This is a genomic window from Bifidobacterium bohemicum DSM 22767, from assembly GCF_000741525.1.
GTDB lineage: Bacteria > Actinomycetota > Actinomycetes > Actinomycetales > Bifidobacteriaceae > Bifidobacterium > Bifidobacterium bohemicum.
Genome location: NZ_JGYP01000005.1, coordinates 40670 through 65250 on the forward strand (window position 1 = coordinate 40670; position 24581 = coordinate 65250).

General features: G+C 57.7%; 23 protein-coding genes and 1 tRNA gene. 16 read left to right on the forward strand and 8 right to left on the reverse strand.

The annotated features are described in order from the left end of the window. Window positions 1-382: 382 nt before the first annotated feature. Complete coding sequence (gene metG / locus BBOH_RS07125; protein ID WP_033522465.1) at window positions 383-2260, reverse strand: methionine--tRNA ligase; 1878 nt, start codon at window positions 2258-2260, stop codon at window positions 383-385. Between the two features lie 193 nt (window positions 2261-2453). Here metG and BBOH_RS07130 point away from each other — a divergent pair, with 193 nt between their 5' ends. After that, window positions 2454-3110, forward strand: a complete 657-nt coding sequence (locus BBOH_RS07130; RefSeq protein WP_143242506.1) for a hypothetical protein — start codon at window positions 2454-2456, stop codon at window positions 3108-3110. Window positions 3111-3315: 205 nt separating this feature from the next. Here the strand turns inward: BBOH_RS07130 and rsmI are convergent, their stop codons facing one another. Together rsmI and BBOH_RS07140 are read right to left on the reverse strand one after the other, a co-directional pair. After that, complete coding sequence (rsmI, locus tag BBOH_RS07135) at window positions 3316-4380, reverse strand: 16S rRNA (cytidine(1402)-2'-O)-methyltransferase (RefSeq protein ID WP_237743178.1); 1065 nt, start codon at window positions 4378-4380, stop codon at window positions 3316-3318. A gap of 162 nt (window positions 4381-4542) precedes the next feature. Then, the gene (locus BBOH_RS07140) at window positions 4543-5304 is read right to left on the reverse strand and encodes a histidine phosphatase family protein (RefSeq protein WP_156097533.1); all 762 of its coding nucleotides are present in this window, start codon (window positions 5302-5304) and stop codon (window positions 4543-4545) included. 411 nt (window positions 5305-5715) lie between these two features. Here BBOH_RS07140 and BBOH_RS07145 point away from each other — a divergent pair, with 411 nt between their 5' ends. The 4 genes from BBOH_RS07145 to BBOH_RS07165 all read left to right on the forward strand — a co-directional run bounded on the left by BBOH_RS07145 (window position 5716) and on the right by BBOH_RS07165 (window position 10529). Continuing rightward, entirely contained in the window at window positions 5716-6378 is a 663-nt protein-coding gene (locus BBOH_RS07145; RefSeq protein ID WP_033522469.1) for a VTT domain-containing protein, read from the forward strand. A gap of 727 nt (window positions 6379-7105) precedes the next feature. Then, entirely contained in the window at window positions 7106-7927 is an 822-nt protein-coding gene (locus BBOH_RS07155; protein WP_081930415.1) for a (Fe-S)-binding protein, read from the forward strand. Further along, the gene (locus tag BBOH_RS07160) at window positions 7924-9831 is read left to right on the forward strand and encodes a LutB/LldF family L-lactate oxidation iron-sulfur protein (protein WP_237743179.1); all 1908 of its coding nucleotides are present in this window, start codon (window positions 7924-7926) and stop codon (window positions 9829-9831) included. The genes BBOH_RS07155 and BBOH_RS07160 overlap by 4 nt, the downstream gene beginning before the upstream one ends. Beyond that, window positions 9828-10529 carry a LutC/YkgG family protein gene (locus tag BBOH_RS07165; protein ID WP_033522473.1) on the forward strand — a complete coding sequence of 234 codons (702 nt, stop codon included), beginning with the start codon at window positions 9828-9830 and terminating at the stop codon, window positions 10527-10529. Before BBOH_RS07160 ends, BBOH_RS07165 begins: the two co-directional genes overlap by 4 nt. Window positions 10530-10676: 147 nt before the next feature. Here the strand turns inward: BBOH_RS07165 and BBOH_RS07170 are convergent, their stop codons facing one another. Next, a complete protein-coding gene (locus BBOH_RS07170) occupies window positions 10677-11369 on the reverse strand; it encodes an L-ribulose-5-phosphate 4-epimerase (RefSeq protein ID WP_033522514.1) in 693 nt (230 codons plus the stop codon). Window positions 11370-11980: 611 nt separating this feature from the next. On the opposite strand from BBOH_RS07170, the gene BBOH_RS07175 reads away from it, so the two are divergent. Next, window positions 11981-12053: transfer RNA gene (locus tag BBOH_RS07175), tRNA-Ala, on the forward strand. 209 nt (window positions 12054-12262) lie between these two features. Continuing rightward, the gene (locus BBOH_RS07180) at window positions 12263-13543 is read left to right on the forward strand and encodes a tyrosine-type recombinase/integrase (protein WP_033522475.1); all 1281 of its coding nucleotides are present in this window, start codon (window positions 12263-12265) and stop codon (window positions 13541-13543) included. On the opposite strand, the gene BBOH_RS09615 is transcribed toward BBOH_RS07180, so the two are convergent. Together BBOH_RS09615 and BBOH_RS07185 are read right to left on the reverse strand one after the other, a co-directional pair. After that, window positions 13509-13667 (reverse strand): helix-turn-helix domain-containing protein, encoded by a 159-nt coding sequence (locus BBOH_RS09615; RefSeq protein ID WP_420305215.1) that lies wholly within the window; start codon window positions 13665-13667, stop codon window positions 13509-13511. The two genes, BBOH_RS07180 and BBOH_RS09615, sit on opposite strands and share 35 nt — an antisense overlap. Beyond that, window positions 13664-15145, reverse strand: coding sequence for a rolling circle replication-associated protein (locus BBOH_RS07185; protein ID WP_143242502.1), 1482 nt, complete (start codon window positions 15143-15145; stop codon window positions 13664-13666). The genes BBOH_RS09615 and BBOH_RS07185 overlap by 4 nt, the downstream gene beginning before the upstream one ends. 168 nt (window positions 15146-15313) lie before the next feature. Between BBOH_RS07185 and BBOH_RS07190 the strand changes: the two genes are divergently transcribed. Beyond that, on the forward strand, window positions 15314-15871 hold the full coding sequence (locus tag BBOH_RS07190; protein WP_052118244.1) for a hypothetical protein: 558 nt from the start codon (window positions 15314-15316) through the stop codon (window positions 15869-15871). Here the strand turns inward: BBOH_RS07190 and BBOH_RS09305 are convergent, their stop codons facing one another. Continuing rightward, window positions 15872-16459, reverse strand: a complete 588-nt coding sequence (locus BBOH_RS09305; protein WP_033522478.1) for a hypothetical protein — start codon at window positions 16457-16459, stop codon at window positions 15872-15874. Between the two features lie 132 nt (window positions 16460-16591). Here BBOH_RS09305 and BBOH_RS09310 point away from each other — a divergent pair, with 132 nt between their 5' ends. After that, the gene (locus tag BBOH_RS09310; RefSeq protein WP_033522480.1) at window positions 16592-16909 is read left to right on the forward strand and encodes a helix-turn-helix domain-containing protein; all 318 of its coding nucleotides are present in this window, start codon (window positions 16592-16594) and stop codon (window positions 16907-16909) included. 225 nt (window positions 16910-17134) lie between these two features. Then, window positions 17135-17410 (forward strand): helix-turn-helix domain-containing protein, encoded by a 276-nt coding sequence (locus BBOH_RS07205; RefSeq protein ID WP_074428604.1) that lies wholly within the window; start codon window positions 17135-17137, stop codon window positions 17408-17410. Window positions 17411-17477: 67 nt separating this feature from the next. On the opposite strand, the gene BBOH_RS07210 is transcribed toward BBOH_RS07205, so the two are convergent. Next, window positions 17478-17684: a helix-turn-helix domain-containing protein gene (locus BBOH_RS07210; protein WP_033522484.1), complete on the reverse strand. Its 207-nt coding sequence runs from the start codon at window positions 17682-17684 to the stop codon at window positions 17478-17480. Window positions 17685-17996: 312 nt separating this feature from the next. Here BBOH_RS07210 and BBOH_RS09420 point away from each other — a divergent pair, with 312 nt between their 5' ends. The 6 genes from BBOH_RS09420 (at window position 17997) to BBOH_RS08920 (ending at window position 24560) form a co-directional block, all read left to right on the forward strand. Beyond that, window positions 17997-20993 (forward strand): CAP domain-containing protein, encoded by a 2997-nt coding sequence (locus tag BBOH_RS09420; RefSeq protein WP_044098285.1) that lies wholly within the window; start codon window positions 17997-17999, stop codon window positions 20991-20993. A gap of 395 nt (window positions 20994-21388) precedes the next feature. Continuing rightward, the gene (locus BBOH_RS08915; protein ID WP_143242514.1) at window positions 21389-21907 is read left to right on the forward strand and encodes a hypothetical protein; all 519 of its coding nucleotides are present in this window, start codon (window positions 21389-21391) and stop codon (window positions 21905-21907) included. Further along, entirely contained in the window at window positions 21792-22853 is a 1062-nt protein-coding gene (locus tag BBOH_RS07220; protein WP_033522565.1) for a nuclear transport factor 2 family protein, read from the forward strand. The genes BBOH_RS08915 and BBOH_RS07220 overlap by 116 nt, the downstream gene beginning before the upstream one ends. Before the next feature lie 39 nt (window positions 22854-22892). Further along, window positions 22893-23756, forward strand: coding sequence for a zinc-ribbon domain-containing protein (locus BBOH_RS07225; RefSeq protein WP_081930419.1), 864 nt, complete (start codon window positions 22893-22895; stop codon window positions 23754-23756). Between the two features lie 106 nt (window positions 23757-23862). After that, a complete protein-coding gene (locus BBOH_RS07230) occupies window positions 23863-24279 on the forward strand; it encodes a hypothetical protein (protein ID WP_033522562.1) in 417 nt (138 codons plus the stop codon). A 134-nt stretch (window positions 24280-24413) separates the two neighbouring features. Beyond that, the gene (locus tag BBOH_RS08920) at window positions 24414-24560 is read left to right on the forward strand and encodes a hypothetical protein (protein WP_156097534.1); all 147 of its coding nucleotides are present in this window, start codon (window positions 24414-24416) and stop codon (window positions 24558-24560) included. Window positions 24561-24581 lie beyond the last annotated feature (21 nt).

Genomic DNA, 24581 nt, shown 5'->3' on the forward strand with positions numbered 1-24581 from the left:
AAACAGCACCAGCCCCGCCAATCGTCACAGCCGATGTCGGGAAGTTAGGCTCCGGATGCCATAGTCGGCAACACGGGTTTCAGCACCCGACGACTCGGCATCGTGACGGCCCCGCATGCAAGCGGAAGAGCCTCATGCGACATGGAAGTCAGAAACCGACAATCGTGCCCCGCCAATCAGCAGCCGTTCAAGCCCCGCTCAACAACCAATCGACGTGCATGCCGAACGGTATATCCACGTCGTTCATTGATGAAACGCCCCAAGTCATCGACAGGTGGCGTCAGACTTGGGGCGTGTTCCATAAAGCGAACCCGACTTAATGGCGGACGAATCCGTATCGCAAAAAGTGAGTGGATGTCGGATCTAAAGCTCCGATTCGGGGCTACTGTTCCTCGCCGCGTTCTTCGAGTCTGGCTTTCGCCTCCTTGAATCGTTTGGCTTCCTCGTCCTTGCGCGACTGCAGATCAGCCTCGAAGCGTTCAAGCTCCTCCGTGATGGCCTCTTCGGGGATTTTCGCGAAAATCGGCTGAGGCTTAGGGACAGGAACACCTGCGACCAGAGTCTCGCTCCTCCAAGGGTGTACGTTCTCACCCAGCTGATAGTCACCGGTGATGATGGGATACTTGAACCCCGGCTTATCCAGATCCTCGACCTCTTCGACGCGAGGCATCGGAGAGAAGGTGCCGGTGCCGCCAAGGGCCTCCCAAACCTTCTGTGCAGAATGTGGCAGGAACGGCGCCAGCAAATGGTTCGCGTCCAAAACAGCTTGGGCGCAGGTATGGAGGACCGCGCCGAGGCGTTTTTCGTCGTCCTTGATCTTCCAAGGCTCGACCGCGGAAATGTACTTGTTGATATCGCCCACGACCTTCATGGCCTCGTTCAACGCGTTCTTCTGGTGATGATGCTCGATCAGTCCACCGACCACATCGAAGGCCGCGGCGGTCTCCTCAAGAAGGGCCTTGTCTTCCGGGGTCATCGAGTCCTCATTAAGATCAGGGACCACACCGAAGTTCTTGTATATCAGGTTCGCCACACGGTTGACCAGATTGCCCCAACTGGCCGCGAGCTCCTCATTGTTATGCCGCACGAATTCCGACCAGGTGAAATCGGCGTCTGAGGTTTCAGGACCGGCCACAGAAATGTAATATCTTACGGCATCCACGGGATACCTTGCCAAGATGTCTTTGACGTAGATGACGATGCCACGGGAAGAACTGAATTTCTTACCTTCCATGGTCATGAACTCGCTAGCCACGACCTCCTGCGGAAGGTTGAGTTCTCCGTACTCCCCCGGCTGGCCACCTTTGGACCCCTGCCCGTTGTAGGCCAACAGCTCGGAAGGCCAGATCTGCGAATGGAAGGTGATGTTGTCCTTGCCCATGAAGTAGTACCCAGGAGCCTCGGGGTCGTTCCACCAGGCCTTCCACGCCTCGGGATCGCCCTTGCGCCGAGCCCATTCGATCGAAGCCGAGAGATAGCCGATCACCGCATCGAACCACACGTAGAGCTTCTTGTTGGGATTGTCGATCCAACCATCCACCGGCACGGGAATACCCCAGTCGATGTCGCGCGTGATGGCGCGGGGCTTGACCTCTTTGAACAGGCCGATCGAGAAGTTGATGACGTTCGTGCGCCAGCCCTGCCGGGTCTTGAGCCACGCAAGATTCGCCTCGGCCAGAGCCGGCAGATCGAGGAAGAAATGCTCGGTAAGCTCGAAGCGCGGCGTCTCACCGTTGATCTTGGAAACAGGATGAATCAACTCGTCCGGGTCAAGCTCGCGACCGCAATTGTCGCACTGGTCGCCGCGAGCGCCGTCCGCACCACAGATTGGGCAGGTGCCTTCAATGTAGCGGTCAGGCAGGGTACGGCCGGTGGAAGGCGAAATCGCGACCTTCTGGGTGCCTTTGTAGATATATCCGTTGTCGAGGCACTGCTTGAACAGCTCCTGCACGACATGCTCGTGATTGCCCGTGGTGGTGCGGGTGAACAGGTCGTAGCTCAAGCCCAGATCGGCAAGGTCCTTGACGATGACGCGGTTGTACCGGTTCGCAAGTTCCTGCGGCTTGACCCCCTCTTTATCCGCCTCAACGAGAATCGGCGTTCCGTGCTCGTCGGTGCCCGAAACCATCAGGACATCGTTGCCCTTCATGCGCTCATACCGCGCATAGACGTCGGAGGGTACGCCAAAGCCCGCGACGTGGCCGATATGGCGTGGGCCGTTGGCGTACGGCCATGCTACGTTCACCAAAATATGTGTCATAGCTATAGATTATTGGGCCTTACGGGGACAGCGCCATCGACGAAGGCGCAACGAGACGAATCAACACAGGCTCGGAAGTCAGTTGTTGACAGTGTCGTCCACACTTTTCGAAGACCGAAACAAGTTGTCCACTTATCCACAATCTTCACGATTCGATTTTGCGCTTTAGGAACCAGCGGATATCGTCCTGAACATGATTACTACAACAACACACTCGAGGACTTCGAAAAGACCGTCCGCATCCACTCCCGGACCGCAAAGCCGCAACTACCTGACGCCCATGCTGGTCGGCAATCGGGACCTGCCCGGTCCGCTGAGCATGAATCGTCTCAGCGGGTACGGAGCGGTCCATCAGCTCGACGATGTCAACGGATACCTCGCGGAATACTCCGAAACCCTATTCGGCAGAGGGATGATCATGGGCAACATCGTGCCTCGGAATACGGTGGCCTGCCTGACAACAGCGGCCTGGGTATGGCTTTCGGGCGCGTTTCCCGACACCATCAGCGTCGTTTCAGCCTCGCACTACCGCGTGCCGATATACGGCAGAACCGTCACGACGATCTACCGCAAGATGCCGGAGGGGCACGTCAGTCAAATCGCCGGATTGAAACTCACCTCACCAACCAGAACGACCTGCGATATCGCCCTGCAAACGAACAAGGAGATTCCGTGTCGCGAACGCAGCGAACTGGTGTGCAGCCTCATCCAGGAGTACCACGTGGATCCGTCCGAATGCCTTGACATCATCGCCAACAACCGTCACTGGCCCAACACATCGCAGGCACGAAGGCTGCTCAAGTCCGTGGAACACTGTTTCGAGCGTTTTGATCAGGCGTCAAACTATTGAGCAAACCATTGATTGAGCACCCCACCGGCAAGAAAGGACGGCTTACGATGCGACAATAACGACGACAATCACTCAGGCCCAAGCCGCGCACGCATGAAACGGCGCACGGCGCGATTGCCGATATCCGGATTCTTCGGGATTCGCACAAACCACAGACGGCTGCCACGATGGGCAACGAACAGTAAGTTCGCTCGCACGCTACACGCTACTTAAGCTTCAGCGTCTCGGCATACACCAACTTGCGGTTGACCAGCGACCCGTCAGGCAACGGATGCTCATCCACAACCTCCGCAATCGCATCCTTGATGCGCAACCCTTCCGCCTCCGCACGCTCAACGGCGAGGCTCGCCAACTGCGGCACATCCATCACCCGACCGCCCGCGTGAACTTCAACCGCGAGCGCCTCCTCATCGGACGCCCCGCCAATAACCAGCACCATCTCGCCGCGCGGCGGATTGCCGATCACCGTGTCGCGAATCTGGTCAATACCGCCACGCCGCACCTCCTCATAATCCTTGGTCAGCTCACGACACAGCGCCATCGGGCGGTCTGGGCCAAAAACCCCAGCCAAATCGTCCATCGTCTCCGCAATACGATGCAGCGTCTCATAGAAAACGATGGTGCGGCGCTCGGCCTTGAGCGCCCGGAACCGCTGCATGCGCTCGCCGTGCTTGCGGGGCACGAAACCCTCATAGCAGAAGCGATCCGTCGGCAGGCCGGATAGCGCCAGCGCGTCCAGCACCGCGCTTGGCCCCGGCGCGCAGGTGACGGGCAGCCCGCGTTCGATCGCGCGGCGCACGATGGCCATGCCCGGATCATTGATGGTGGGCATGCCTGCATCCGAAACCACCAGTACCGTGGCCCCCCGCTCCACCTCGTCCAAGAGGCCGTCCGCCTTGGCCCGCTCATTGTGGTCATGGTTGGCCACAACACGGCCCGAAACGTGAACCCCAAGCCGGTTGGCCAAATCGTAGAGTCGTCGCGTGTCCTCCGCGGCAACGACATCCGCCTGTCCAAGCAGGGCCACCAGCCGCGCCGAAGCGTCGCCCATGTTGCCGATGGGCGTCGCCGCCAGCACCACCGTGCCGCGCGGAATCGCAATCGCTCCCGCCGCCGTCCCGGGCGCTCGTGCATCGTCTTCACTCACATTTCGTAAACCGCCTCGGACCGCGTTAGGATCGTGTACAGCACCGTCGCACGCCCCATCCTCGTGCCCGTCAGCGCCCGCTTCCGCTCCATGCCCAGCGGCGCCCATCCCGGATCCGCTCATACCGGCGCCCGTTTCTCCAGCTTCAGTCCATGTCTGCATACCCCAAGTATCCCCCATCACACTGACGCGCCCTACGTTTCTGTGAGCAAACGGACTCTGACAACCCTTTCGTTTCCGTTTCATCACAAGACCGAAACAACCAAAGGCGCGGACGCCAACCCTTTACCGCATGCCGCGCTGGCGATATTCCAAGGAGGCGACCGGGCCGTCGATGGTAAAATCGCCGTCCTGATAAATCAGTCTCGTGACCGCCGCGTTGTCCATGTCGAGCCGCCCGATCTGCGCGTCCACGGTGGCAAGGAACTGCTGGATGCTCCAACCTGAGCTGACCACGAGCACGTTGCCGCCGCCGGCCTCGCTGGTTGTGCGTCCGATGGCGGAAAGCGCACGCCTCATCCGCTCCTGCACGCGTGCCGAGGTCTCCGCGCGGAACGAGTCAGGCAGACTGGGGTTGCCGGCCGCAGTGAAGTCAAGGTCGTGCATGCCGTCGATCATCACGGTACCGGCGCGTCCGCCCAGTTTTTCGTAGGCCTCTTCAGCCCCGTCGTAGCCCAGGAACCGTGCGGTGGCGTTGAACGTCTCGACACTGTCGCGACCTTCGAAACTGCCGAAATTCACTTCGCGCAGATCCGGGTCGACCCTCAGGACGACACCGCCATTGCCGGAGCTCTCAAGCGCGCCCTTGGCGGTTTCGTAGTGACGCGACAGGTTGCCGCAATAAGCGGCCACGAAAGTGATGCCCCTCAAACCGCGTCCCAGGCTGCGGATGATCTCTCGGCCCTCGTCGGTCACCGGAAAATCGGACCAGCCCTGCATCACCCCCATCACGTTGGAGGTGGTCTGGGTATGCCTAGTCAGGTAGATGGTGTCGTCAGTTCGCCGTTCGCGTTCATTATCGCGCCTTTCTGGAGTCTCATATCGCAAAATCCAGTCTATCCCACGACGACAATGAGCGCGAAAAATCTGATCCACCGGCCATTCTTCATCGAAGATCCCGTCTCCGACTGCCAATGGAGCACAATCGCAAGAACAAACAGGGTGCCGACGGCACCATGCCGAATCCCAAAATGACCCACATTCTTGACGTCAGAAGCTCTCGCTTACTCCGTGCCGGGTAGCGACGAAACGACACGCCAGAGCGCGCCCGCAAGCCAGTCCGAATACGGGAAGACGATGATAGGAGGACAAGAAGAAAAGGCGGCTTTTGTGCAGATTCGCCGTACGAGAGACTGATATACGTTTCAAACGCTCGGACGGCTGGTACAGTGACCTTTAGCACAGCGCATTTGCATTACATTCATAAAGCGCAACGACAGAATAGGACACTCGAGCATCATGGGATTCATCAGGTTCATCATCGAGCTGTTGAAAGATCCGCGCACCATCATCGCCGGGTGGATCGCGATGGGCGTGGCGCCGACGCTGGCGTTCATCTTCCTGATCGTCTTCGTTGAAACCGGCGTCGTGTTCTTCCCGTTCCTGCCCGGCGACTCGCTGTTGTTCGCGGCCGGCTTCTTCGCCGCGCCCGATGCCATAACCGGCAGATCCGCCCTGCCGCTGTTCGCACTGCTGCCCGTGGTGTGGCTCGCGCCGATCATCGGAGACCAGTGCAATTACTTCATCGGACACTTCTTCGGCCGCCGCATCATCGAATCCGGCAAGGTCAAGGCCATGACGCCCGAGCGCCTGGCGAAAACCGAAGGCATGATCGAAAAGTGGGGACCGCTGGCCGTCTTCCTTGGCCGCTTTTTCCCGTTCATCCGCACGTTCATGCCGTTCATCTCCGGGCTTTCCGGCATGCGCTGGCGCCGCTTCACGCCGTTCTCGATGCTCGGCGGGCTGATATGGTCGACGCTGTTCACCCTGTTGGGATATTTCTTTGGTGGCATCCCTGTGGTGCAGCAGAACTTCGAACTGGTCATCGTGGCGATTCTGGCGATCTCTTTGTTGCCGACCATCATCGGCCTGCTCAAGGCGAAGTTGCCCAAAAAGGAATAACGGGAATGATGCGGAGGGGCAACGCCAGTCGCAATCGCCGTTCACAACGGTTCTGACAGGTCGCAACCAGCACCAAACCGCCCCCCCCCGACCGTCACACTTCGCGAAGCCCGCACCGCGAAATCAGCTGCCACGGGTCGCCGCACGAAATCGTCGGCGCAAACCCGTGGCTTTCCCGGTAATCGAGAACTGGCAACACTCGATTTTCAGAACCCTCATCAGAAGCATCGCGGGATCAGGAAGACCAGAATCATATTGCTTAAAAGCAACGTGAGGTCACGACAATCAGAATAGCACTAAAAAATCGTTTTTAGACTGTAATGCCATTCCATTTGTGTGTAACGTTAGTCCGACATCGGCCAAAAGCCTTATTCCACACGCCCTCATCTGCACAATCCCCAAATACCCACCAGTGCCGCATGACCCACCCTATCGCGATCGCCTTCCGTGAAATCAGGTATTGTGAATCTTCGACCCAATATGCAATCAGCGCACAATCCCTGACTTTTCGCGCAACTCGCCTGTCATTGATACCTTTGCAGACAACACCTGAAGTCAATGGTGCAAGCATGAGAACACCATCCCGAAATTCCCGCCGTCCATAATCCACAACAACATGCCGACACTATTTCCGGAATATTTGAGCGTGTCGTGACAGCTTGTTTCGATTTTGCGTATATCGTTATATGTACATTATCTTTATACACGAATGCATGGAGGCGGCGGTATGAAGGCGACAATATTCTCCACCTGTCTGGTCGATTTAGTGTTTCCCAATGTCGGCAAGGCGATGGTTGAAGTGCTGGAAAGATTCGGTTGTGAAACGTATATGCCGAAGCAGCAGATCTGCTGCGGGCAGATCACGTATAACAGCGGTTACGTAAAGGAGTCCATGCAGACCATGCGCAACGAGGTCGATGCGCTGCTGAGCGAGGACACGGACTACATCGTGGGGCCGGCCGGCTCCTGCGTGAACATGCTCAAGGAATTGCAGTTCCATTTGGCCGATGACCCGGAATACCAAGCGAAGGCGCATGAGTTGGCGGGTAAGGTCTATGAGTTCTCCCAGTTCATGTACCGGGTGCTGGGCGTGCTCGACGCGGGCGCCGAACTCGAGGCGAACGCCACCTATCACCGTTCATGCCACATGACCCGGCTCCTTGGCGAGCGCGAAAGCCCGTTCATCCTCATGGAGCACGTCAAGGGGCTGAACGTGGCTCCGCTGCCGCATATCGAGAACTGCTGCGGGTTCGGCGGCATGTTTTCCATGAAAGTCCCCGAGGTCTCACGCCAGATGGTGGATGAAAAAGTCAAGGACATCGAAAGCACCGGTGCCGACGTGCTCATCTCCTGCGACCCCGGCTGCCTGATGAACATCGGCGGGCGTTTCAACCGCGACGGCAAACCCATCAGGATCATGCACCTGGCGGAGGTGCTCAACAGCAACGTCGACATGAGCCGCGTGCGGTACGTCAACGCGGAGGAACGGGCCGAAATCGACCGCGAATACCTCACGCGATCCAACAAGCAGGAGGAGGCGCTGGTATGAGCAGGACACAGTTCACCGACGACACCATGTTTAAGCGCACCGGACTCAAAACCGGCACCATGCTCCGTAGCAACGAGGGCACCTTCAACCAGCGCGTGGCGCAGTCCGAAAAGGACACCTTCGGCCAGCGGGCCGTGGCCAAGGCGCAGGACGCGCAGTGGGTCTCCCGCGAGAAGGCCCGCGCCGAGCTGGGCAATTGGGAGGGGTGGCGCGACCTCGCCGAGCAGATTCGCCAGCACACCATCCGCTATCTGCCGGATTATCTGGAGGAGTTCAGCGACAATGTCGAAAAGCGCGGAGGACACGTCTTCTTCGCCCAAACGGACATCGAGGCACGGGACTTCATCATCGATCTTGCCAAGCGCAAGCAGGTCAAGCATGTGGTCAAGAGCAAGTCGATGGTCACCTCGGAAATCGGGCTGGACCCGGCGCTGCTGAAGGTGCCTGGGCTGCAAGTGACCGAAACCGATCTTGCCGAGTTCATCCTTGAGGAGGACAACTGGGACGAACCGACCCACCTCGTGTTCCCCGCGATCAATAAGGACCGCGACCGCGTGCAGAAGGTCTTCCACGAGAAGCTCGGCTACGAGGGCGACAACGACCCGCAGCATGAGGCGCGGTTCAGCCGCAAGGTGCTGCGCGAGCGCTTCCTCGAAGCGGACATGAGCATCACGGGATGCAATTTCGCGGTTGCGGACACCGGCATGGTCAACGTCGTGACCAACGAAGGCAATGCCGACCTCTCCATGGCCATACCGCCGACCCAGGTCGTGGTGATGGGCATGGAGCGCATCGTGCCCAGCCTCAAAGAGGCCGAGACTATGGATAACATGCTCGTGCGCAGCGCCGTGGGCAGCAAGCTCACCTCATACTGCACCTTCACCTCCCCGCAGGTTTCCGGCGAAAGCGACGGTCCCGAGGACTTCTACGTGGTCATCGTCGACAACGGGCGCAGCAACGCGCTGGGCACCGACTTCGAGCCGATCCTGCAGTGCATTCGTTGCGCGTCGTGCCTTAACGTCTGCCCGATTTACCGCCATATCGGCGGCAAGGGTTACGGCTCGATCTACCCGGGGCCCGTGGGCGCCGTGCTGTCTCCGATACTCCAAGGCGACTACGAGGACTTCCACGACCTGCCGTACGCATGCAGCCTGTGTTCGGCCTGCTCCGCCACATGCCCAGTGAAGATTCCACTGCACGAGCTGCTGTTGAAACACCGCAAGATCGAGATGAACGACGACCACCTGGCCGACGCGATCGCCTCGCTGACCATGAAGGTCGTGGGCATCGGCATGGGGCATTCCTCGCTCTTCCGCACGGCGCTCGAATTCGACCATGTGGCCACCAACCCGATCGCCAAGCGCGGGCACAAGGTGACCGACGGGGTGGAAGGCGCCAAGCGCGTGCCCGACAGCGCGCAGAACCTCAACACCACCGGCAAGCACGAGGAATGGATGCCTCTGGTGTTCGGCGGGTGGACCAAGGTGCGCGATCTGCCGCAACCGCCGAAGCATTCCGAGAACTTCCGCAGCTGGTATTCCGAGCGCAAGAAGGCCCAGGGCTCACCCGAGGAATTCGCCACGCGGCAGGCGGCCATACTGGCCAAGAACCCGAATGCCCGCGGGGCTGCGCCATCGGGATCCAAGAACGTCGGCAAAACGGGAACCACCAAAGCCAATGGTTTCGGCACCTACGATAATTCCGTTTCCGCACGCCGCGCAGGTAACGAAAAAACCGAACCGTTGGGCGCCGACACCTTGCCCACCGCTTTGGGCAGCATTGAAGGCGAGACCTACGGCAAGCGGGTATATGACATGGTACGCGAGGAGATACAAGCCGGGCGCGCCGATTCCTCGACCTCTTCTACGAACGCAGCCAACGGCGGAAAGGGGCTGAACCAATGACCGATCGCGAAGTATTCCTTGATTATTTGGCCGAGAAAAGCGGACGGCCACGGCATCAGCTCAAAGACCACCCGCTGGTGCCGGTCAACGATCTGCCGGAATCCACGATGTCCGGGCTGTCTCAGGACGAACTGCTTGAAGTCGCCCGCCGGAACGCCCCCGCCGTGCATGTGAACTTCCAGACCTGCACCGCCTCCGAATTGCCGGGCGCCTTGGATTCCTTCGTCTCGGCGAAAGCACAGGGGCATCTGCTGCTGCCCACCGATGACGAGAACTTCGCGGAGTTCGGTCTGGAAAGCTGGCGTGAAGGGCTCGACCCCAAACCCACCTATTGGGTGCCTGCAGCAAGCCGCGAAACGAACATCACCACGGCTTCGCAAGCGCAGGCCGCCATCGGTTTCGCCGATTTCCTGTGCGCCGAAAGCTGCACGATAACCGCTCCGACCACCCCCGGCCAAGGGCGCGCGTTCCATTTCCTGCCGGTGAATTATCTGTCGATCATTCGCAAGTCGAAGATCGTGCCACGCACGCGCCAGGCGATGGACTATTACGATCCGGCGATCAAATCCGGCAAGCTGACGACATCCAACCTCAATTTCATCACCGGAACATCAAGTACCGGGGACATTGAGATGGTGCTGGTGGTCGGCGTGCACGGGCCGCTCGAGATGACGTATCTGGTGGTGACGGACCGCTGAGGCCGGCACCGAACATGCAGCCATAGAACAGGAGGTGCCGCGATCCCCAAAGATCCGGCGCTTCCCTTTTGCTCACCTTTTGCCCTCACAGCCGTATCGACCGGCGACCGGCACCGGTTCGTTGCATCTGTCCCACAACGCTCCGAGTCAGTGCTGGCCGTACACGTTCTGATAGCGGTCGTTGAGCTTGGCGATGTCCTCATCCGAAATCGGGATGATATCGCCTATCTGACGCGCGGCCCACATGGTGTGAGCCACCTCCTCGGTCATCGCGGCCGCCTTCACCGCACCCTCGGCGTCCTTGCCGATGGTGAAAGGCCCATGGTTCTGCATCAGTACGGCGGGCGAATGAGGATACTTCCTGAGCGTTTCGACCACGCCCTCGCCGATGGCCTCCGAACCGATGAGCCTGAACGGGCCGGCCGGCACGGGGCCGCCGAACTCGTCACCCATCATGGTCAGCCCGCAGGGGATGTTCTGCCCCGTCGCGGCCCAAGCCGTGGCGTAGGTGGAGTGGGTGTGCACCACACCGTAGACATCGGGCATATTACGATAGATATAGGCGTGGGACTTGGTGTCGGAACTCGGCTCAGCCAGCCCGTCCACCTTCTCGCCGTTGAGGTCGCACACCACCATCGATTCCGGGGTGAGGCTTTCGTACCGCATGCCGCTCGGCTTGATCACCATGAGATCGGCCGTATGCAGCCGCTGGGAGACGTTGCCGGCCGTCCATACCACAAGGTTCCACTTCAGCAACTGCTCATGCAGCGAGGAAACGACCTCACGCACCTGCTTGACCTCAGCACGAACCTCAGGACCATAATCGTTCAACGACACCATCATCCACTCCTTTGTACAACGTATAACACATAACGAAATTATTTCGCCGGAAAACGCATCCCGGTCTCAATGCGTATTGTAGCCTATAGTAGGTATGTTACCGCTAACATGATAGCCGCATGGTCTTGAGGCGGGTATACCGTTTCGACGCTCGATACGCTCAGGACATGCACGACGTTCTGCCCCCTCGATTCACTCGGCGCAGGCGGACCTTTTGCCGTCGACACACAGGCCCTTCGAATCGCTCGATGCGTCCGACGCCCCTCCCAATCGCCAACCCATCCGGAACTTTCGCCCTCACTCAACGTCTCCAACTTCCACCCAGCCAGTCGCGAACCGCTCGATACACCGACTCCGCGTGGCAACTCTCTGCGGACTGAACGTGCCCCCTGACGTCACCTCCCAAACCACTCGATGCGTCCGTTTAATATCGCACCTCCCCCGATTGATCCGACACGTAAGCCCGCATGGTGCTTCACAACCACGACCAGGCAATCACAATCGACTCCATCGCCGCACATCTTGACCTGTTTAACTCGCCGACATTGCGCTTGGGGATAGGTCGTACTAGAATACGTAACGTTGCTTCTTTGGAAGCGGCACATGTTTTTGGGGCTGTAGCTCAGTTGGTAGAGCGCTTCGTTCGCATCGAAGAGGTCGTGGTTTCGATTACCATCAGCTCCACAAGCAAGGTTTCCGACGTTTCGCCGGAAACCTTTTTTCATGCCGCTTTCTTTGAAATACCAGCGAAAATGACCCATAACAGTAATTCCATATTTGTCTATGATTGTCAGCCACTGTCAACCTTTTAAGTACACAGGCAGGTACACACGTCTTGTCCACTATTTGTTCTTTTGTCTAACAACATGCAATCTGCGAGGCAAAATCATTATATGACAAAGCGTAAAGGTGCATGGGGCAGCGTTATAGAAGACAAGAAACGCAAGCGCTTCAGAGCTAGATACCAGAATCCACATATTCCTGGCAAAGTTGTCCAACGGACTTTCTCCGATCGAACCAATGCGTACGCTTGGCTTGCTCAGGAAAAACAGCTTGTCGATGACGATAAAGCGGGACGAAAAACATGGACACATCCGACTGAGCGTGAGGAAAAGAAACGAGAGAATCTTGAAAAAGAGACTCTGACTTTAGAAAGGTACGCGTCTCAAAAATATTCGAATTTCAGACAGCAGGACGGCAGTGAACCCTCACCCGGTTACCGCCGCAAAATCAACGAATATCTCCGACATCTCAGTATGGCATCTTTCTGGGAAAAGCCACTTACCGACATCACCCCCGAAGAGGTAACGGAGTGGAAGAACAATTGTAACCTTCAACCGACACCTCGTTTGAGAACATGGCAGGAGCTAAAGAAAATTATGAACTGGGCTGTTGAGGAGGGCCACATATCAAAGTCTCCAGTAACTGGCAAAAGCCCGAAAATACCGCCGAGCAAGCAAGCTATGATTCCTACGGCCACCAGCGCTGAGCTGAGGATCATTTATGAAAATATGCCCGAATACAGCCGCATCAGCGTGTACATCGCCGCGATATTCGATTTGCGAATTAGCGAAGTACTAGCGTTGCAAGTCAAAGATGTTGACCTCAAAAAGCTCATCCTCCATGTCCGCCATGGTCTCAGAAGAGGCAAAGACGATAAGGGAACTCTGCATGTAGATGCGACCAAGACTACATCTAGCATTGCGGATCAACCAATTCCACAAGAAATGGTGAGCATGCTGCGCGTACAAATCAACGGCAGAGCGGCTGATAAACAGCTCATCGAATCTCCCAAAACCGGAGATGTCCTTTCGCAGACCACCTTGCGCAACCAGTTCGACAAAGCGAAAGTAATAGCCGGGAGGCCAGATCTGCATTTTCATACGCTTCGTGCCACGGCTATCGATACAGCAGCTCGAAGTGGAGCCAGTTTTAAAGAAGTGCAAAAATACGGCAGGCATAGCGATCTAAAAACCAGTGTCGATCGGTATCAAAGAGCGACCCAGCAGGGACAACGAGAAATTGCCAACAATGTTGCGGCTTCGATTCTGCCTCATCAGCGCACGCGGGAAGATATCGAAAAAGAGTTGGATGAAACACGTAAGCATCTCATCCAACTCGAAGCGGAACTACAAAAATTCAACGGAACAACTTCGCCAAAGAGTCACGGTTAACAAGCCGCTTACCATGAATACGGTAAGACTTTAAAGTGCCGTCACCGATAAGTTTGTAAACGAAAGCCCGCGAACCGTGAAGTGCCGCCATAGTCTCTGGAATGGTCAAGGTCTCGGGAATCATCGTGTCACCTTCTCTACAGTCGGAACACCGATAAGAATGGACTGCTGATTTGTGTCTTTGACAGTCTGAGCCACTCGGCAGCCAATCTGTTCCTGATTGTCTGCAATATATTGCAATATCTGACGCTGCGCCTCGGAACTCATCCACCCTGAGATACCTCGACGCTGTGACCCCAGATGAGTGCCCAGCCGAGGAACACCAAGAATGTCACGACGGCTACCTGATAAATTAAACGCTTGGCTCGATTCTCCCCATGGATCCAGATTTTTCTGCCCTGTAAAATCGGACGGCTCAACAGGTTGGTCAAGCCATTGCTCTTCAGCAGTCCTCCTGCGATCCAACCCATGCTTACGCCGATGCTTCCAGAAACCCATATTACGTTTCCACTGGCGCATAGCGACTATACCGGAGTCGGGCTTCTCCGAACGAAGCTTTGAAAGCTCCCACGCACAAACCAGACGCCTGTATACGTAAAATCCTTTTCCCTCGGAACATCTGGAATCGGCGTTCACATCTGAATCTTCGTGATGATCTAAATCAAATTTATAGACTGCCTCCAACGGGAAATGTTGGCTATGACCCCACATCGCCCCAGGACGCCTAGTCCAACTCTCTGGCATGGTCTCGTATGAACGCTGATACGAATTAACACCCATACTGCCATGTTTGGAAAGATACAAGAACCAATCCGTATCGCGCATCAGTTTTATGGCGTAGCCACTGCCGCCCATATCGTAGTCGTCTGCATTTAACACTTTGCGCCATCTGTCAACCATACGACGCCGAACATCTTGTACGGGTATATCTTCCGGCCACCAAGCAACACCATGCAGGTGAGGCTCCCCATTCCCTTGCCACTCCAGAAGCCAGACGTATGCGAGCAGGACATCCTCACGTTGGCCTTGAGGATTCCTCGCACACCCCTTAAAGAGCTGATTAATCCAACGATGGAACATATCCGAATCGGGAATGTTCATAGCGATACCGTTCTCATCAAGCTCTGCTTTTATTGTCAGCGACAGCGCAAACGGTCTGCCGCCAACATCGCAAGGATTGACGCTTTGAAGAAACTTCTCAAGGCTTCGCGCAGCCTGCTTTGTCCAGCCTTTATTCATTCTGCGCACTCCATGTGCGCCACCGTTATTGCCACTGTTTCCATTACTCAGACTGGCACTACCACCGCAATACCTCATCGTTATTATTGACATCTTGACTTCCAAACCGTCTTCAGCCGAAGCTACATAATGTCCCAAATCAGAGCGTTGGTATGTAGCAAGGGCAGAGAGACTTGACTTAATTGCCAAGATGGAACGCAGGCGTAGTAGTTCAATATCAGAAAATACTTTGCTGTTCCAGATTTTGATGACTACCATGATTTGTGTTCCTCTTGGAATACGTGAAGTTTGCAGTGCTAGTGCTTGCTTCACTTGTTGTCTATCAATGCGGGCCACTTGTCTTGCCGGACGTTTAGCCCGCATATAGTTTTCTTTTCATCAAAAGCGTTTGGAACAAGTTCCGCGTCCGCTCCCGCTTTTCACGGGATTGGATGCCTTATCGCGACATCTGAGACCATATTCCAATAAATTTGCAAAGTTGTATAGTACTAACTACACTGCTTAAGTACTACACCTAGAAAGGAAACAATTATGGCTCGCTTAGAAACCCAGTCATTGCACCAATACGACAACGCACGCAGGCTGCGGGACTTTGATATGAATGACCAATATCGAGGCCTTCTCAAGCATCATGTAACAGAACTCATCAAGCAGCTAAATTACGATATTGTCGAAATGGCGGAAGAACTTGAAGAAGAGACCGGCGGCGGCGTAGGCAAAGGACTGTGTCACCACGTCGGGGCAGTACTGATTACAGCAGAGTTGCAGCGCGAATTGGATCGTCTGCTTGCCTCACAAGCTGCATGGGCAATTCACCAAGGCGACAGCAAGGGCAGCGTCGCCAAGGCAATGCACAAAAACCCCAGCAACCTTTACAACCGGAGCAATATCGGCATTGATATTGCCAGACTGCTGAAATTGTACGATGAAGCCGAACGGAGATTACAGGAGAAAGGCAAGGGAACAGACTGGTTCATCGCAACGCCATTGAACGATGGGTACCAGTTCACGATTCATCCGACCGGATTGAGATGGGAAGATAACCACAAGGACACAGAGAAGGAAGAAGGAGACGATACGCGGAATTAACTAAATTTTGCCGCGAAGATGAGTCCTCTTCCATCCCTCGTAATCAAAATCGTCTTCGAATGCACCTTCAAATGGACTCGGATCGCCAGCCGTCTCCTTGTAGAGTTGCGTCTGCGCCCGGTCGCCTTCAGGATCATTCTTGGGGTCGAACAATGTGACTGCAAGCCAGCCATCATAACGGTTACCCGGTTTATCAATGCGCTCAATAAGCTGGACTTTCCCACAGTCAGGATCATTCGGATCGGTGATTTCATTGATTATGGGAGCATCACCCTTTTCCGGAACTCTGCCGGATAATGGTCTGACATCCACATGTTCGCTCGGCTCGCTGGTGTCGCCACCTTGGGCTTCGAGGACGCGGTGCTGGAACTGGTCGTTCTGGTCTTGCCAGTATGCCAGCTCGTCGGCGTAGCCGGGATATGGCTCCCTGCCAGTAGTCTCGTAGGCGATAAGCTGGGCGTTGGTGACCGGCTTCGAAGGTTTGAACTCTTTCAGTTCCTCGGGCCGGTCGAACGGCAAGTCCTCATCGTCGTAGCAGTCGTCCGCATCGATGTCATCGCTGACCTGCGTGGGTATGCCCTTGCACATGCTCCCCGCTCCTTCACTTTTGCCGTCTTACTTTCGATAATACTCAAGCACAAGGCCAGTAGGATTTACGAAATTCTGTGTGCCTTTTATCTTAGGCCGATTTCGCAGCTGCGCCGCCTTACCGTGGAAGGCGTGTCTCGTAAACGCCCCCAAGATACCGACTGGCTGAAATACGTCAGGCAGCTGGGCAAAAACATCGAGGAAACCCGCGAAGCAAAGCATCTGAGTCAAATAGAAGTAGCCAACGCCGCCGACTTATCGCGCTATACGTATCAAAAACTAGAGAGCGGCATCGGATCTAAACCTACCGGAGCTAAAGGCACCACGCCATCAAATCCAAGCCTGCGTAACGTAATGGCCGTAGCCCAGGCACTTGGCGTGACACTGGCAGACCTTCTGCCCGACATGTGCGATGAAGGAACCAAGCCGCCGGATCTCAGCGCACGTTGACCGCATCCGAACCCTTCTCCATAAATAGCCCTATATTCGAGACTTCAAAGATGTTTTCGGCAAACCCGCCTTCTCAGCAGACGCTTTTCAATGTTTTTGACCAACGATACAGGATCGACGGTTTCCCACATACCTCTTCCAAGCAATATCTGCCCGTTAAGTGATGTACTCGGGATACCGGATACGCACTTGAGGGGCATGAACACACATACATAACCTGACATTATGACTAACAGAGAAGAGACATGGAGCGAATGCCTACGAATTACAGGCAAGCATATTCGGCAGGCACGCGAAGCAAGGAACATGACCGTCGAGGAATTATTCCGAAAATCGAACGTATCCGAAGATGAATACCGTCGAATCGAGGCAGGCAATGATCCGAATCCCGATCTGCGTTCCATCGTCGCCATCGCGCAAACGCTAAGAACACCAGTTGACGGATTGCTACCGGCACGATGGCCATCACTTGGCGCAGAAGACCAAACACCGGAGGCATGACCTGTCCGGAAGACGGTGAAGGGTCGCACAGCATAGAGACTGTGTGGCCCCTCATCGATTCCAACGATTATTCTCCGAGGAATTTCAAAAGGCTTGCCTTGGGTATACGCATCATGTTTTTTGTCGGTTTGACCGACTCCAGCTTTCCGTCTCTGGCAAGCTGGTAGACGGTATAGGTACTGCACCGCAGGCATTGGGCGACTTCAGCCGCTGTAAATAGTTCTGGCAATCCGCTCGGGGACACCCCGCCATTTTTCTTATTCGGTGCCTTCATGGCACTTCCTTTCCTAAAGCCGCACACAGTAGCGCACGGTCATATCGCTGACAACGTAGGGCTAGCCAGCACCGGACGGATCCTGTCCTTCCCGGCCGGCTACGAACACTATAAACCACCGCATTTGCGGAAGGTGCGCCAACAAAGACACCTAGATGAGTCAAGCCCGTAACCGTCGCTACATTTAAGAACTAGCCTCAACACAACTTCCATAGAACAGATAACGCATCATCCAAAAATGCCTATTTTAAAAGGTCTCTTAAATAAGATATAGTGTGTGACACGAACACACGAATTCATGGAGGAACAGCTATGAGCCAGAACAACCGATCCAAGGCACGCCACGCGTACCGGAATATCAGGAAACAGGAGAACCGGTACGACGGCAGGAAGCGAATCGCGGCGGCGGCACTGGGTGCGGCCACGATCCTCGGCGGTGGCATGGTATCCAACACGGCGCTCGCGGACGAAGTGACCCCCGAAGGCACGCAACCGCAGGACGGGAATGTCGTTCCGGTGACGCAACGCACCCCCGAACAGGCCGAGCAGGATGCCGCGAGCGTGAAGGCGAAGGCGGATGCCGACGCGCAGGCGAAGGCGCAGGAGGCCCGGCAGGCGCAGGCTCGTCAGGATGCCGCGAAGACGGCGCAGGAGCAGGCGCAGAGGCAGGCGGCTGATGCGGCCGCGAAGCTTGAGGCGCAGCAGCAGGCGCAGGCGAAGGCGCAGGAGGCTGCGAAGGCGGCGGCTCCGCAGGTGCCGCAGGCCACGGTCGAGCGTGACAATGCGAAGGCTGCGGATGATGCGGCGAAGGCGGCGCGGTCCAAGGCTGGTGAGGATGCCGGTCGGGCGCAGGAGGAGCAGCGTCGTGCGCAGTCGGACAAGGACGGCAGTCAGGCCGCCGCCGACAGCGCCCACAGGGTCGAGGAGGACAGCCGTGCTGCGGATCGGAAGGCCCAGTCCGACAGGCAGAATGCGGAGGACGGGCAGCGTCAGGCGGCGTCCGACGCTCGTGAGGCCAGCCAGCCGGGTGCCATCGACCGTGCCAAGAAGGATGTGAAGGACGGGACGGACGGTGTGGCTGCCGCCGACCGTGCGGTGTCGGCGGCGCAGGGCACGTTGGAGCAGGCCAAGGCCGATACGCAGGCCAGACAGCAGGACGTGCAGGCGAAGGCGCAGGCCGTGCAGGACGCGCAGCGGAAGGTCGATGACGCGCAGAAGGCCGTGGACGCGCACAACGGCGACGTGAAGGCCAAGAAGCAGGTTTTGGACAAGGCGAAGGACGGGTTGGACAAGGCCAAGCAGGCCAAGTCGGACGCGGATGACGCGCTGGCTGTCCAGCAGGCCGCGTTGCAGGCGGCGCAGGACAGTGCCGCAGCGGCGCAGAACGCGTTGAACGGCGCGCAGGCCGACGAGGACTCGAAGAAGACCGCGAGCGACGCGGCCGACGCCCAACGCGCCACGGGTGCCAAGGGCTTCTATGAAGACCAGGGACGTCAGGATCTCGTGAAGGAGCTTGATGGGACCGCGTATCCGGGTGAGGATTGGTACACGCAGTATGTCAAGCTCGGCAAGGATGGGGACGCGACGACCCTGAACAACATGCGCAAGGCGTTGGAGTATGTCAACAGTGTCAATCGTATCCGTCGTGAGAACGGGTTGCAGGAGGTCGCCGTCAGCGACTCGCTGATGGTCGAGGCCATGCTGCATGCCGATGTCAGCGCCCACACGCTACGTCACATGGGGAGCATGGGGGGAACTTCGGAGAACCTAGTGACCGGTGACTGGCTGTCCGAGAACATCGACAGCGCGTACAACGACCCCGACAACAGCTGGTATGTGAGTGAGAAGAAGACCTACGACCAGATGGTGGACTCCGGCCGGTATCCGGCGTTCACCCATCTCGTCGCCGGAAGCATCACGCAAAGCCAGTGGGATGCGGCGATGCATGCCGCTCAGTCCCTTGACTATGGCACCTATCGAAAGATCGGGCACTACCTGAATCTCATGAACCCGTCATGGAACGTGATGGGTGCCGGTCTGAACTCCGGTACCACCCATTACGTGGACAGCAACGGTGTGGATCACGGCTGGAACTACGATGGTGCCGGAATCAACGATTTCGCCAGCGACCTGACGCAGGAGTCGCATCATACGGTCGGTGAGTACCGTTCCATGCTGGATGGCTACACGGGCAAGCTGGACGCCGCCAACAAGGCCTACGAGGACGCCAGGAAGACCACCAGCGACAGGCAGCAGGCCCTCACGCAGGCGCAGCAGGCCGTCACCGACGCGCAGGCACGCCTCGCCGCCGCCCAGCAGGCCGTCAGTGACGCGCAGGCCACCGTCAACGCACGGCAGGCGGACACCGACCGCGCGCAGGGCGTGTACGACACCGCCAACAACGACCATGCCGCCCAACAGGCCCTCGACCGGGCCACGCAGGACAGGGACGCGGCGCAATCCACCCTCGACACCGCCCAACAGGCCCTCGACCAGGCCCGCTCCGCGCAGTCCACGGCCGAACACGACCTGAGCGCACGCCAGCAGGACCGCACCGACGCGCAGCAGACCCTCGACCAGGCCCGGCAGAAACTCGACCGCTACCAGAACGCCCTGGGCAACCTCGACGCCGCCAACCGGCAACTCGCGCAGGCCACCGCCGACGCCCAACGCACCGCCGACGCCTACCGCACCGCGCACGACGCCGCCCAACAGGCCGACCAGACCCTCGAACAGGCCAAAACCCGACTGGATGCCGCCAACAAGGACCTGGCGGACAAACAGGCCGCACTGAGCAAGGCCGACACGGACGCGAACACCACCGCGCAGGCACTGCAAACCGCGCAGGCACGCCTCGACCGGCTCACCCACGACGCCGACCCCGCCACCCTTACCGCCGCCCAACAGGCCGTCACCGACGCGCAGGCCGCGAAAACCAAGGCCGACAACGACCTGTCCGCAGCACAGGCCGCACTCGACAAGGCCACCACCGACACGCAGGCCGCGCAATCGGCCTACGACGAGGCCAAACGGAAAGCCGACCAGGCCGACGCCGACTACAACGCCGCCAAGACCGCACTCGACCAGGCCAACGCCATCAAAGCCGCACGGCAAACCCAAACCGTACGGGCCACACGGGCACAAGCCGACACGACCGGACATGACGACGGCACCATGACCCTCGCCTACGATACGAACGGCGACCCGCTCCCCGTCACCGGCGGCGACACCATCGCGGCGGCCACGATCGCCGCGACACTGGTACTGTCCGCACTCGGCATCGAAACCGCACGCCGACGCCGCGCATGACATGCCTTCCCCGCCGTTGGCTCATTGCGGCGGGGCCCATGCGCGCCCGACCGGGAACACGGAGGCCGGGTGCACGTGGAGCCGACGGAACCGACCCGCGTGCATCCGGCCTTCGTTATGAATCATGGATCACGACACAAGGAGGAACGTCTGCCGCTTAGGCACGTTCCCGTTCAACGACACAGACAACCGGCAGCATGTCATGACTTCTTTGATTGGATTCAAGACCACCCGATCAAAGGAAAGCCGGGAGAGTGGCGAGCATACGGAAACGGAAGAAGGGACCTTTATCACGATGAATCCTCACACCGAAGGAACCGGACGTCCCTTGATTCGAAAGCCGTCATCGGCGAGCGAAGGGAACTGGCGAACGCTTGGACCCAACGGACGGTGTCATGGATGCACTCACCGCGGCACCGGCAAAGCGCGACCCGCACCATGGACACCAAACCACGCGACCACACAGCAAATCGAAAACAGAAAACAGAACCTTAATTACAGTTAAAACCCGGTTTTTGCCCGTTTCTCCGAAAAAAAAAGCGCCGTTCTTTGGAGAAACGCCCACGCTCACGCAAAAAAGGATTCGGCGTTTTCCCAAGGGGCATTTGCGGCGGCGGCACTTACGGTTCCCGCGTTCGACGGGCATCGTCGAATGTTGGTCACATATACTAAAATGCCTCTTAGAGTTGTCTTTTGTTTTATGCCATTTGCTCATGCGCGCACGTCCGGCATGCAGCCGCAAGGATGCACCGGTGTCGGCGGAAGGTGACGCAAAACCGTCAAAGGAGGGCGGAGAAAATGCGATTGAAAAGGTACATGGCGGGGCTTCTCGCGACGTGCATGCTGGTGCCCGCGTGCGCGGGTTGTGGCAGCGCCGTCAGCTCACCGAAACAGGCGGCGCAGACGCTGCTTGACGCGATGAGCAAGGGTGAGGTAGACACCGTGCGAAAGTATACGTACCTTGACAAGAAAGGCGAACTTTCGAACGCCAAACCCACGCAAGGCATCACCGACGTGCAGGTGGGGGACGAGGCTAAGACCGACACGACCGGCAGCGTCAACGTGAAATTCAAAGTCGCGGGGAAGCAGGAGAACCTGACCCTGGGCTTGCGCAAGGACGCGGAGTCGGATCAATGGAAGGCCGACGGCAAGGAACTGTTCGTGGAGGTCGGTCCTCAGGATAACCATCATTTTCTGGGCGGCAGGCATCTCAACGAAATGCGTGACAACATGCTGCTCCCCGGCGTTTACAAGGCCGAATACCACGGAGGCTGGTATTCGGGAACGTGGAAAGAGAATGTCACCGAGCTCGGTAAGAGCCACGGTCTCGACGTCAGGAATCACGAACAGGATTTAGAAGCCAATGATGGCATCAAGACGGACACGAAGGTCAGAAAGGCCCTAGATAGATCACTGATGCATCTGGGCGGATGCGGCGTTCTCGACGACAAGATGGACCCGAAGCATCCCTACTTCGGCAAGAACAAGGACATCTCCGGCGCATGCAGAGATGCAGGGAACGGCATCACCGACACCGGCAAGACGATCATCGCATCCTATGCCAAGCATCCCGATAAGGAAGGGAACTTCCTGCTCACGCTCGGCGGCACCGCAACCGGCGCGAAAGGTAACTTTATCGCCGGAAACATCTTCAATCCGCCCACCGGCTACCAGTGCGAGGAACTCGGGCCAACGAACACCCAGTGCGTAAAATTCAGTGCCACTCCTGTCGACATGACCGGCATCCAGGTCACGCTGAATCGATACAAGATGGAAGCGGAACCGGCAGACGCCGTGGAGGAGCGGATCGGCGAGTTCCTGTACGCAGGGCACGGGCAGCGCGAAGGCATGCCCGACTAGGACGAAACTCCAAGCACAAACAGACCACAATCAGTTCGCATGAACACAACACAGGAGAGAAGAACCATGAACCATTGCAAGCAATGCGGGAAGCAACTGGACGACGACGCGCGATTCTGCCCGAGCTGCGGCACACCAACCACAACGGCAGCCACGGCGAAACAACCATCCGTGATACCTCCAACGGCATCCGTTGACTACAAGGAAGGCACGGCCACGCGCAAGCCGCTGTCCAAGCGGCGCAAAACGATGATCGCCATCATCGCAGCGATCGTGGCCGCGGCACTGGTAATCGCGTTCGTGGTCTTGCGGAGCGGGTCCTTAGGCGACGGCATCTTTGGCGACCCGTCACCGGTCGGCACCTGGTCGGCATGGCAGACCGACGACGGGGAAAAACCCGACTACAACAAGACGCCGTACTACCTTATCCAGGTCGACAAGGACGGCAAGATCACCACGAACATAAAAAGATCCGAGCATGATAAAACTACTTATAAACTCACCGGCAAGTATGCCAAGGAACAGATGCAGACGCCTCCGTCAGACGACGGAAAGAAGAACAATTTCTACCACATCGACAATATCTCGGCGAGCGACGACTTCTTCGGCGATCGCGTGACCCCCACAATCAGTATCATGACGCCGCAATCCGGCCTGATTGGCCAATGGTCAATCACTTACGACTTCCTAGAAAAAACAGAGTACTATTACGCCGACGTCATGGAGAACGGCACCATCCGCACTAAATACGATGACCCCTACAATTACATCTCCTCCGGAACAGGAACCGGCAAATGGGAACCGGTGCCCTGCGACCAAAAGGGTATGGTGCGGTACAAACTCACGTTCGACCACGACACCTGGTGGGTGCAGGCCCCCAAGAAGAACCTCAAGGTCAAGTAAGCACCGGGCGGGTTCAAGGGCCTGCGGCGGTTTGAATGCGGAACCGCAGAACAAACCATGATCAGTACCGCATGTCCCGCGGTTACGGGACGGAAGGAGAGCGAACATGAAGAGCGACAAGGCCACGGACAAAGCGAGCACGGAAGACGTGGCGATGGACGATATCGGCGCAGAAGGCCGGGCGGATGCGACGAAGGCTCATGGTCATCGGCGAAAGACCATGACGGCTGCGGGCATCGCGATCGTCGTCGCATTGCTGGGTGGGGGACTGTTCCTAGCCACGCGCGAAGCACACGCCCAGGAACAGGCGTGCGAACGCACGCTCGGCACGCCGGTCAAGGTTCTGGACGCGGCACTCAAGCTCACGAAGGACAACGTGCAGGACACGGAAAACCGTCACCACGCTAGCGCGCGACGCGAAGGAACGGCACGCCCTCAAGCCCGTGCAAACCGGCTCATGCTCGACGGGCGGATGGACGCACGCATGGACGGCCCGATCGGAAGCCTCGAAACGTCTGGATGAGGTCACCGGTCTGCGTGCCAGGGTCGCGCGTGACGTGGGGAACGTCAACGCGTCCAAGAACGCGCGCGATCTCAAGAACGCGCGCGACTCGCTGGCGCAGAGAATCGACACGGCCCGACGGTTGTTGAGTTCGAGTGGGGGGCAACGTCGCGGACGAGGCGACACGGCAGGATCTTTCCACGCGGATCGACGCGGCCGCCAAACTGTCCTCCGACGGGAACGGCACGTTGGAGCAGGTCGATGCCGCGTCCAGAACGCTTGATGATGCGGTCAACGCGTGAACGCGAGCATCGAGCGGAAAC

Excerpts from the sequence above, each read along its gene's own strand:
- metG (WP_033522465.1), bottom strand. The coding sequence starts at position 2,260 with ATGACACATATTTTGGTGAACGTAGCATGGCCGTACGCCAACGGCCCA.
- BBOH_RS07130 (WP_143242506.1), top strand. The coding sequence starts at position 2,454 with ATGATTACTACAACAACACACTCGAGGACTTCGAAAAGACCGTCCGCA.
- rsmI (WP_237743178.1), bottom strand. The coding sequence starts at position 4,380 with ATGAGCGGATCCGGGATGGGCGCCGCTGGGCATGGAGCGGAAGCGGGC.
- BBOH_RS07145 (WP_033522469.1), top strand. The coding sequence starts at position 5,716 with ATGGGATTCATCAGGTTCATCATCGAGCTGTTGAAAGATCCGCGCACC.
- BBOH_RS07155 (WP_081930415.1), top strand. The coding sequence starts at position 7,106 with ATGAAGGCGACAATATTCTCCACCTGTCTGGTCGATTTAGTGTTTCCC.
- BBOH_RS07160 (WP_237743179.1), top strand. The coding sequence starts at position 7,924 with ATGAGCAGGACACAGTTCACCGACGACACCATGTTTAAGCGCACCGGA.
- BBOH_RS07165 (WP_033522473.1), top strand. The coding sequence starts at position 9,828 with ATGACCGATCGCGAAGTATTCCTTGATTATTTGGCCGAGAAAAGCGGA.
- BBOH_RS07170 (WP_033522514.1), bottom strand. The coding sequence starts at position 11,369 with ATGGTGTCGTTGAACGATTATGGTCCTGAGGTTCGTGCTGAGGTCAAG.
- BBOH_RS07180 (WP_033522475.1), top strand. The coding sequence starts at position 12,263 with ATGACAAAGCGTAAAGGTGCATGGGGCAGCGTTATAGAAGACAAGAAA.
- BBOH_RS09615 (WP_420305215.1), bottom strand. The coding sequence starts at position 13,667 with ATGATTCCCGAGACCTTGACCATTCCAGAGACTATGGCGGCACTTCAC.
- BBOH_RS07185 (WP_143242502.1), bottom strand. The coding sequence starts at position 15,145 with ATGCGGGCTAAACGTCCGGCAAGACAAGTGGCCCGCATTGATAGACAA.
- BBOH_RS07190 (WP_052118244.1), top strand. The coding sequence starts at position 15,314 with ATGGCTCGCTTAGAAACCCAGTCATTGCACCAATACGACAACGCACGC.
- BBOH_RS09305 (WP_033522478.1), bottom strand. The coding sequence starts at position 16,459 with ATGTGCAAGGGCATACCCACGCAGGTCAGCGATGACATCGATGCGGAC.
- BBOH_RS07205 (WP_074428604.1), top strand. The coding sequence starts at position 17,135 with ATGACTAACAGAGAAGAGACATGGAGCGAATGCCTACGAATTACAGGC.
- BBOH_RS07210 (WP_033522484.1), bottom strand. The coding sequence starts at position 17,684 with ATGAAGGCACCGAATAAGAAAAATGGCGGGGTGTCCCCGAGCGGATTG.
- BBOH_RS09420 (WP_044098285.1), top strand. The coding sequence starts at position 17,997 with ATGAGCCAGAACAACCGATCCAAGGCACGCCACGCGTACCGGAATATC.
- BBOH_RS08915 (WP_143242514.1), top strand. The coding sequence starts at position 21,389 with ATGGATGCACTCACCGCGGCACCGGCAAAGCGCGACCCGCACCATGGA.
- BBOH_RS07220 (WP_033522565.1), top strand. The coding sequence starts at position 21,792 with ATGCGATTGAAAAGGTACATGGCGGGGCTTCTCGCGACGTGCATGCTG.
- BBOH_RS07225 (WP_081930419.1), top strand. The coding sequence starts at position 22,893 with ATGAACACAACACAGGAGAGAAGAACCATGAACCATTGCAAGCAATGC.
- BBOH_RS07230 (WP_033522562.1), top strand. The coding sequence starts at position 23,863 with ATGAAGAGCGACAAGGCCACGGACAAAGCGAGCACGGAAGACGTGGCG.